Consider the following 8,246-nt stretch of genomic DNA (forward strand, 5'->3'; position numbering starts at 1 on the left):
TTCTCTGTAAACACGCATTCTCACTATCATTTTACCTTCACCGAGAATTGCTGACCTTATTACTTTGTCCAGTTTTTGGTGGGCGCGTATTGCCTCAAGTAAAAATCTATATGAAATATGTTAAAATGAGGCAGCGTGCAAACGAAATTCTTAGATAGGGGGGTTATCACGTGTCAAAATCAGGGGAGATGATTTCAGCAATGCGAGTAAGAGATGAGGCGGGTTTTACATTAATCGAGCTTCTGATTGTTATAGCAATAATTGGTATATTGACCGCTATCGCGGTGCCGGCGTTTATGGGGCAGCGGGAAAAATCGAAGGTGAGGGCAACTGAGTCAAGCGCCAAAGGCGCGGTTGCGGACTTACAAGCATATCTTGATGCTTACGTGGCCGGAGACCCCATTGTCACAAATAATGATATATTGGGCGGACCAGGCGCAAAGGGATGCTATGAGTTCACTAACGCCATCACCACGGGTAAAACTTGTTTAGCCATCTTCAATCAGCAAGCCAGCGTGTACCAATACCCCACATACCCGGACGGTCTGTCAGAAATTCTCAGCCTCTTTGTGAGTGCCCGTACATTGAGTGGAGACAAGAGCGCGTATACTGGTCTTCCCTTGTTCGTAACGGCATCTCCAACTGACGGACAGGTTCTTTTAAGTCCATCAGGAAGTAACTCTGTTTATATCCTTGCTTATGCCTCAAACTTAACAGCGCCAGTACTCAGCCAATTAGTAGTCAGCCGATAATTAATAAAATGGGGCATATGTCCTTTTTGTTGACATTAGTGATATGGTAAGATAGGAGACGGGGTGCTGGAGTGCGGGGGGATTATACTACCGGCAATGGAGGGGTTAGTATGTGCCTGGGCGAGCAATTTGGGGACGATTTGGACGAGAGGACAGATGGCGAGCAACAGTCTTGCCCAGAGGACAGGGACATAAACGATATAAAATACCTGCTCTTAACCGGTAAGGGTAAAAAAAGGGATATACGGAGGATTATTTTATGCGGCGGCATCATTTAACCCGGCATCATCAGAGCAGACGGCCGGATTCACCGGAGTGTGCACCTAAGGCTGCGAGGTAGATATGGAAATAAAATTTAAAAAACTATTCCCCTCAGCAAAACAACCGCGCCGCGCATACGACACAGACGCCGGGTTTGACTTGTTCAGCGTTGAGGATTGTATAGTTAATAGAAACGGCATAACCATTATTCCTACCGGCATTGCCGTAGAAATACCACCAGGCTATGAAATGCAGATACGCCCGCGGTCAGGGCTGGCGGCTTTATATGGTTTTGTGGTAGTTAATTCGCCCGGCACTATTGACTCCGGCTATCGCGGCGAAATCAAAGTTATCGCGTGTTTGGTCGGCAGCAATGAATCCCTTCATGTCCACAAAGGAGAGGGTATAGCACAGGCCGTTATATACAAACTGCCCGACGTCTCTTTTGTGGAAGTGGAGACCTTAAGCGATTCGGCCAGAGGAACAAAAGGTATGGGAAGCACAGGATGACGGGCCAGTCAGGGAGGCCGTGATTATGTCTATGACAGCCCTGATATTATCCTTCATAACGGGGGCGGTATCGTTTGTATGGCTTAACGTAGTGTTTACGAGAAATGGATTGAGCAGGGGGCTTGCCATGTTTTTATCGTCCACCGTTGGCAGCCTTGTATCAGGCGTCGTGTATTACGCGGCAGACGCCTTATTTTAACAAAGCAATTGTTTGTCCCAAACAGTCCCCGACTTGCGGCTATCGCCCGAGCTATGATACCATCTTTACTCTATGAAGAGCGCGTTTGTCATATCCGCCCTGCAAAGCGGCGCGGGGAAGACCACGGCGGCCCTGGCGCTGATGGCCGCCCTCACACGCATGGGCCGTCGCGTGCAACCGTTTAAGACAGGCCCGGACTTCATTGACCCTGGCCTGCACCGCGCCCTGACCGGCGTGCCCTCGTGGAATCTTGACAGGTGGATGTGCGGCGATGACTACGTCAGACATCTGTTTGCCGCGAAATCAAACGCCACCGACGTATGTATCATAGAGGGGGCGATGGGACTATTTGACGGAGGGGCGGCTTCGGCAGCCGAAACCGCAAAATTCCTCTCCCTTGCGGTGGTTATCGCCCTTGACGTAAGGGGAACCGCCGAGACCGCGGCGGCCCTGGTCAAGGGAATCGAGGCCTTCGACCCCGAACTGACGCTGGCCGGTGTAATTCTCAACAGGACAGGGAGCGACAGACACTACCGCAGGGTCAAACAGGCCATAGAGGCGCACTGCAGGTGCAAGGTGCTTGGATTTCTCCCTGCTGAGCCGCAGATACGCATACCTGAGCGCCACCTCGGCCTGTACACGGCTGAGGACGGTGTGATAAACGCTGAATTCGCTCAAAAACTTGCCTCTGCCGCCCACGCCGGTATCCACATCGAAGAACTTCTCATGGCCTCGGCCATTAATAGTCCGCCTGTTTATATACCCGCGCCATCTCCGCCGCCACACCCCAACGCCCCGCGCATAGGTGTGGCCCGTGACAGCGCCTTCTGTTTTTATTACGAAGACAACTTCGATTCCCTCTCTGCCGCCGGGGCAGAGATAGTCTTTTTCAGCCCTATAAACGACGACAAAATCCCCAATGGCGTAGGGACGGTCTATCTCGGCGGCGGCTACCCTGAACTCTACGCTGAAAGGCTCTCCTCAAACCGGAACATGCTTCGCTCAATGAGAGACTTCGCCCTCAGAGGGGGGGCAATCTACGCCGAGTGCGGTGGGTTTATGTATCTTACCCAAGGCATTGTTGACCTCAACGGGCATATCTTCCCGATGGCCGACATATTTCCCGTAAAGACGAAAATGGCAAAGAAAAGGGTTAAACTAGGCTATAGAGAGGTGACGCTCACATCAGATTCAATACTGGGGAAAAAAGGTGCCAAACTCAGAGGACACGAGTTCCACTATTCAGAAATGGAGGATATGCCGCCCTCTGTGGAAACCATATACGATAGCCACGAGGGGACAACCGGCTACAGGGTAAAAAACTGTACAGCCGGCTATGTACACCTGCACTTTGCGAGTAATCCACAAATAGCCGGGGCTTTTTATTTAGCCGCGGCCACAGGGGTTACTGCCAATACCTGAGCCGGGGCATGAACAGGGGCCGCAACAGGGGCTTGGGCAGCTTGCGGTGACTTCTGCTTCAGTCCTTCGGGGTAATAGTTATTCTGAGGATTCCAGAGCATCCAACCGTTGGAGCCAAACTGTTCTGCGGCTTTTATCTGTTCTCTGACTGGCTCTCCCTTGAAGAATCTCCTGTCGTAGGCGTAATCTCTAAAGGCCTGTATCCAGGGCCTGAAGCGATTGGTGGCCAGTTGAGTGCGCTCTTGCGCCCTCTTAAGGGATAGATAGACTATTTTATTAGGATTCTGGACAGGATTCCTATAGCCAGGGATTCCAAACTGAAACCCTGATGGGTAGAGCATTGGTGACAGGTAGTCGGGGACGCCGGCGAGGTTCTCAATTTTTTGGCCGATTTGCGTATCGTCAAGATTCCAGCACGCATATCCGAATATGTCCGCGCCAAGATACACGTTATATGGGGCAAGTCTCCTTTTGGCCTCCTGAAGAAAACCGGTGACCGCCTTTACCCTGGCCTCCTCAGTGCTTGGTTTGGAAAACTTGGGTTTCAACGAATCGGGAAACCTCACATAATCAAACTGTATCTCGTCAAATCCGCTTTGGGCGGCCTCAACGGCTATATCAATATTGTAGTCCCACACCTCTTTTCTGAAGGGGTCAACCCATGCTAGTTTCTCTCTATCTCGCCAGAGGTCTCCGCCCTGTGTTTTTACAGCAAGTTCATGCCTTGCCTGGGCCAGCGGATTGTCCTTAAAAACAACTATGCGCGCAATTAAATATATGCCTTTATCCTTGAAAGTCTTTACCATTTCCTTCAGGTCTTTAACAAGAATCACCTTCTGCCCGCCTATTTCAGCGGCAAGCGGGATGGCGCTCTTGTAGTTCAGCACACCCCAGTCGGTCTTTACGTCAATTACAAGGGCATTGATTTCTGTATCTTCTATTAGTTTCAGGGCGGCGTTTCGCAGTTTCTTGCTGGACGCTCCATACATGGATAAATAGAGAGCCTTAGGTACAAAAGGCCTTAAGGGTATCTCCATTGCGGCGGCACCCTGCGGAGGGACACCCTCGCCCCTCATGTACCCTGGAGACTTCACCAATATTTTGCTTGCCGGAGCCTTAACACTGACAACGCCAGCCTCGTTTGTCAGAAGTGTCGTGGTGTTGTCCACAAGCACTGAGGCATTCATTATTGGTTTCTTCGACACGGAATCTACAACTTTTACGTCCAGCGCATACGCATCGTTAAACAAAAGCACCACGACAAACAGTACTGCTGCAAAATATTCGGCTATTGATCTCATACAATTCTCACCCTCTGTTTTATTTAGAATTTTAATCAATTCCCTGTTAACAACCTCTCAAACGACTTCCCCTGGTTCGCATTTTCAAGAAGGAATCGCGGCAGCGACATCATATTGTCGCCACTTCTGACTGGCCGCCTCTCAATAGAAAACGCGGCCACATATCCCGCCTCAGACGCCTTGCCCGACAGGTAGTCGTCGTATATCCCGAACGGCCACGCGAGCAGGTCTATTTTTGTGCCAAACTCCTTTTCGAGCTTATCCTTAGATTTCTTTAACTGAGTCTCCACGACTTTTTCATATTCTTTTTTGTCCAGCCTCTTCTTTTCTACTTTGAAATTTGGATGCCAGTACGTATGGGATTGAAGGTCGAAAAGGCCAGTCTCTTTCAGCTCTTTGAGCTGGTTCCATGTCATAGCGTATGAGGCGTTTGAGATGGCCGAAGGGTAGATGAAAAGGGTAACAGGTATCTGGTATTTCCTTACAAGCGGGAGCATATCGGTGTAGATGGATTTATGGCCGTCATCTGCGACAATGACCACACTGTGCGGTGGAAGGGGTTTATTGTTTTTCAGGCAGTCAATAACCTGCCTTAGCGGGATTACCGTGTAGCCGTTTTGCCTGAGATATTTTAAGTGCGATTCAAAAACAGGAGTCGTTATAGTCATACTGTCAGCAACAGTTGGCCCAAGCCGGTGATAAAGCAATATCGGAACCCCCGTCCCTGATGTAACGGCCTTGTCCGCGGAGGCCGCGGCAAAAGAGCCGGTAATAAACAAAAAAACAACCGCCGTTAAGACAATTTTCGTGCTAATTCTCGTGTATCTCATATCAAACCCCCTCCTCAACATAACCCCGTTATCTTATACAATATTTACAAATTCTGCAAGCTATTTGTTTTCGGCGTAAAAATATTTCCGAACCGCAAGACGCACACATCTCTTTACGCAAGGCATTTTAATTAAAAGTAGTCGCGTACCAGCTCTCTCAGGGATTTCTCAAGGACGGTGTCTTCAGCTTTGCTTGTCTTGTCGTATAGTTCGGCAGATAGGCCTATGAAGACTTCCAACAGCTCAGGGTCAAAGTGTTTCCCTGAACCTTCTTTTAGTATCCCTATGGATTTTTCATAAGAGTACGGCTCTTTATAAGGGCGTTTCGACGTGAGGGCGTCAAACACATCGGCTATCGAAAATATTCTTGCGGTAATTGGTATGTCTTCCCCTGCAAGCCGCCCCAAATAGCCGTTTCCGTCATATTTCTCGTGATGATATACCACCACGGCAACCGCGTCTGTGAGCCACGCATATCTTCCCACTATATCTATGCCATGAAGGACGTGAGTTTTCATCTGGTCAAACTCCTCTTCGGTGAGTTTGTCTGGTTTTAGCAAAATATTGTCCGATATTGCAATTTTCCCTATATCATGGAGAAATGAACCCTTTATCAGGCTTCGCATCTCGTCTTCTTTTAGGCTCAGGGCGGCGCCAAGCGTGACGGCATAAATCGTAACCCGATAGTTGTGGCTGTTTGTGTCGCTGTCCCTTTTAGCAATGGCGCTGCCTAGTGACTCAAGCATCCCGATGTTGGCGTCTGACAGGTCGCCCGTGAGTTTTATCAAATCCTTATTCAACGACATGACTATCGGATAAAAGATAATCGCCGTTACAAAAACTGCCAAAACAACTATAAGTAAAGACCCGGTCAGCAGATTCCTGATATCTTTCATTGTATGGTCATCCGCGCGATACACGCCCTCGAAATAACCGTATTTCTTGTTATCATTGTCAAACAGCGGCACAACAAACTGTAAGAAGATTCGACCGCCTATGAAAAACTTGTTATAGGTGACATTGTCGGTAAACAAAGAAGAGTGGTCTTTCGATTCGATGTATTTCTCGCTCTTTTCTATTGCATCGGCGTCTTTAGAAGAGACTTCGTAGAGCTTTTCACGTTTGGCGTTGTAGAGTTCGACGGCGATGAAATGGGCCATTTCGATGTGCCGGTTGAGTTTTTTGATCATTGTGCCACGCTCTTGTTCGGTTGCGTTTAGTGAAAAATACTGTTTATCATGTAATAGCGGTTTAGATTCGGCTAAGGCAAGGTCTTCAACGAAATCGTCAATCTCTTCAAGCTTGACAAAAAATACCACCACCCCTAATACAACAGACAACACAACCCAGCCCAGAAGCAGACGCGCTATCAGCTTTCTGTGTATATTTCTTGTTACTACCATCTATTCGTAATATCCAGTCATAGGCCCTCATGATACATCCTGTTTGTTAAAATCCCTTATCACTATGAGACCGACCGGAATAAACACAACCACTATCTGAGCTATTTCAATAGCCAGAGTTCTGAGGCCGCCAACGAGCGGCAGCCCAAACTCAATAGACAAAACATGGAGAGATTACGGGTGAAGGGGGGTTACCCCCCTTCGTCTTTAAGGTTATCTCCTTGCCTTCTTATGTGCGTCCTTTATCGTTGACAGTAATTTATTTATATCTACGGGTTTCTCGAAATATGCAAACGCCCCAAGCGCGGTGGCCATCTCCCTGTCTTGTTCTGTGCCGTGTCCTGTGAGGATTATTACCTCCACGCGGGGATTTTTTTGCTTTATCACCCTTAGCACGTCAAGGCCGCTTATCCCGTCCATTTTCAAATCAAGCACCAGAACCTCCGGCATCTCCTCATCAATGAAGCTGAGCGCGTCCTCCCCACTGAACACCGCGGCGGTTCCTATATCGCGCAGTTGCAATCTGTTTGAGAGAGTCAGGGCAAAATCCTTCTCATCATCAACGACAAGTACCTTAGATGGCAGCTCAAAGTCATATTTTCTATATATCTCATCGTTAAAATCAGGCCCCGGCGCAACGGCCACCGCCCCTACACCCTCAACGGCCACGGCGATGCCGATTAACTCCGCCTCAAGTTTTTTCAACCGCATAGTATATTTATTAACAACGATAGTGAGAGCGCCGTCCTTTGAGGTTACCGTTACGTCGTGGCCCTCTTCAATAAGGCGCAGCTTCACCTTTGAGGCCAGCCTAAAGTCAGCCATCGCAGAGGATTGCCCTGAGGCGTTGTCTATGGCAATCTTCTCAGCGTTTTCCATTATCAGCGACAATGCCTGCTCAGTGGATACCTTATCCGTTGGGATTAAGATGTCATACAGGCTGCTGTCCCAGGGGGCTTTTCTGGATAGGAATTGAGTAAGGGTGTTGAGTTCGTTATCAAGGGTTTGAATCTTTAATAAGGCATCCTTTTCCGAAAGGCTCTCTGCTTTTGCCGCTTCAAGCCTCCTGCTTTGTATATCAGAGATAGTGCATACGCGCAGGACATGATAGATGTTAAAAGGGATCAAATGGGCTGAGAAACCCTCGTATATGACCATATCGTCAGGAAGAGATTCAGAGAGCGCTATCTGAATATAAGTCAGGAGTCTTTGTTTTTCGTGGGTAAAGTTATTAAATACTGACGGCTTATGGTACAGTGCCCTGGTGAGCTTTGCCAGCGGAACGTTAAACTGCCTGGATGCCCGTTCAATGATGGTACCCTCCGCTAAATAAGCGTAACCACCTCTTTCAGCGAGCTTTCCCTCAAAATCCCCGCTTAAAGAATACGCACCTTTGAATAACGCTATAATCGCCATATATAGTTCATCTCTGCAATATTGGCGGCTCCCACTTTTCAGCCGCCAGGCCCTATAATACTTTACGGGCTAACATAAAGTCAACTTATCGAATACCCATGTCGTACCAAAGTAGAAATGTCCTATTCTTACCAAAATAGAAATGTCCTATT

At 48.4% G+C, this 8,246-nt stretch carries 9 protein-coding genes; 5 read left to right on the plus strand and 4 right to left on the minus strand.

Features of this window, described 5'->3' with window-relative positions:
* Positions 1-170 precede the first annotated feature (170 nt).
* The 5 genes from AB7D94_RS14990 (at position 171) to AB7D94_RS15010 (ending at position 3,144) form a co-directional block, all read left to right on the plus strand.
* On the plus strand, positions 171-752 hold the full coding sequence (locus tag AB7D94_RS14990; RefSeq protein WP_420266777.1) for a type IV pilin protein: 582 nt from the start codon (positions 171-173) through the stop codon (positions 750-752).
* Positions 753-862: 110 nt separating this feature from the next.
* On the plus strand, positions 863-1,030 hold the full coding sequence (locus AB7D94_RS14995; RefSeq protein ID WP_420266779.1) for a hypothetical protein: 168 nt from the start codon (positions 863-865) through the stop codon (positions 1,028-1,030).
* Between the two features lie 64 nt (positions 1,031-1,094).
* Positions 1,095-1,523, plus strand: a complete 429-nt coding sequence (gene dut / locus AB7D94_RS15000) for a dUTP diphosphatase (protein ID WP_420266780.1) — start codon at positions 1,095-1,097, stop codon at positions 1,521-1,523.
* A 25-nt stretch (positions 1,524-1,548) separates the two neighbouring features.
* Positions 1,549-1,722, plus strand: a complete 174-nt coding sequence (locus tag AB7D94_RS15005) for a hypothetical protein (RefSeq protein WP_420266781.1) — start codon at positions 1,549-1,551, stop codon at positions 1,720-1,722.
* 72 nt (positions 1,723-1,794) lie between these two features.
* Positions 1,795-3,144, plus strand: a complete 1,350-nt coding sequence (locus tag AB7D94_RS15010; protein ID WP_420266782.1) for a cobyrinic acid a,c-diamide synthase CobB — start codon at positions 1,795-1,797, stop codon at positions 3,142-3,144.
* Here AB7D94_RS15010 and AB7D94_RS15015 read toward each other — a convergent pair.
* From AB7D94_RS15015 to AB7D94_RS15030, 4 genes are all read right to left on the minus strand, one after another.
* Positions 3,105-4,445: a putative glycoside hydrolase gene (locus AB7D94_RS15015; protein WP_420266783.1), complete on the minus strand. Its 1,341-nt coding sequence runs from the start codon at positions 4,443-4,445 to the stop codon at positions 3,105-3,107. The two genes, AB7D94_RS15010 and AB7D94_RS15015, sit on opposite strands and share 40 nt — an antisense overlap.
* 35 nt (positions 4,446-4,480) lie before the next feature.
* Positions 4,481-5,275 (minus strand): polysaccharide deacetylase family protein, encoded by a 795-nt coding sequence (locus AB7D94_RS15020; protein WP_420266785.1) that lies wholly within the window; start codon positions 5,273-5,275, stop codon positions 4,481-4,483.
* Positions 5,276-5,406: 131 nt separating this feature from the next.
* Entirely contained in the window at positions 5,407-6,678 is a 1,272-nt protein-coding gene (locus AB7D94_RS15025) for an HD-GYP domain-containing protein (RefSeq protein WP_420266786.1), read from the minus strand.
* 213 nt (positions 6,679-6,891) lie between these two features.
* Entirely contained in the window at positions 6,892-8,094 is a 1,203-nt protein-coding gene (locus AB7D94_RS15030; RefSeq protein ID WP_420266788.1) for a response regulator, read from the minus strand.
* Positions 8,095-8,246 lie beyond the last annotated feature (152 nt).

Source organism: Candidatus Magnetominusculus dajiuhuensis, assembly GCF_046044395.1.
In the GTDB taxonomy this organism is placed as follows: Bacteria; Nitrospirota; Thermodesulfovibrionia; order Thermodesulfovibrionales; family Magnetobacteriaceae; genus Magnetominusculus; species Magnetominusculus dajiuhuensis.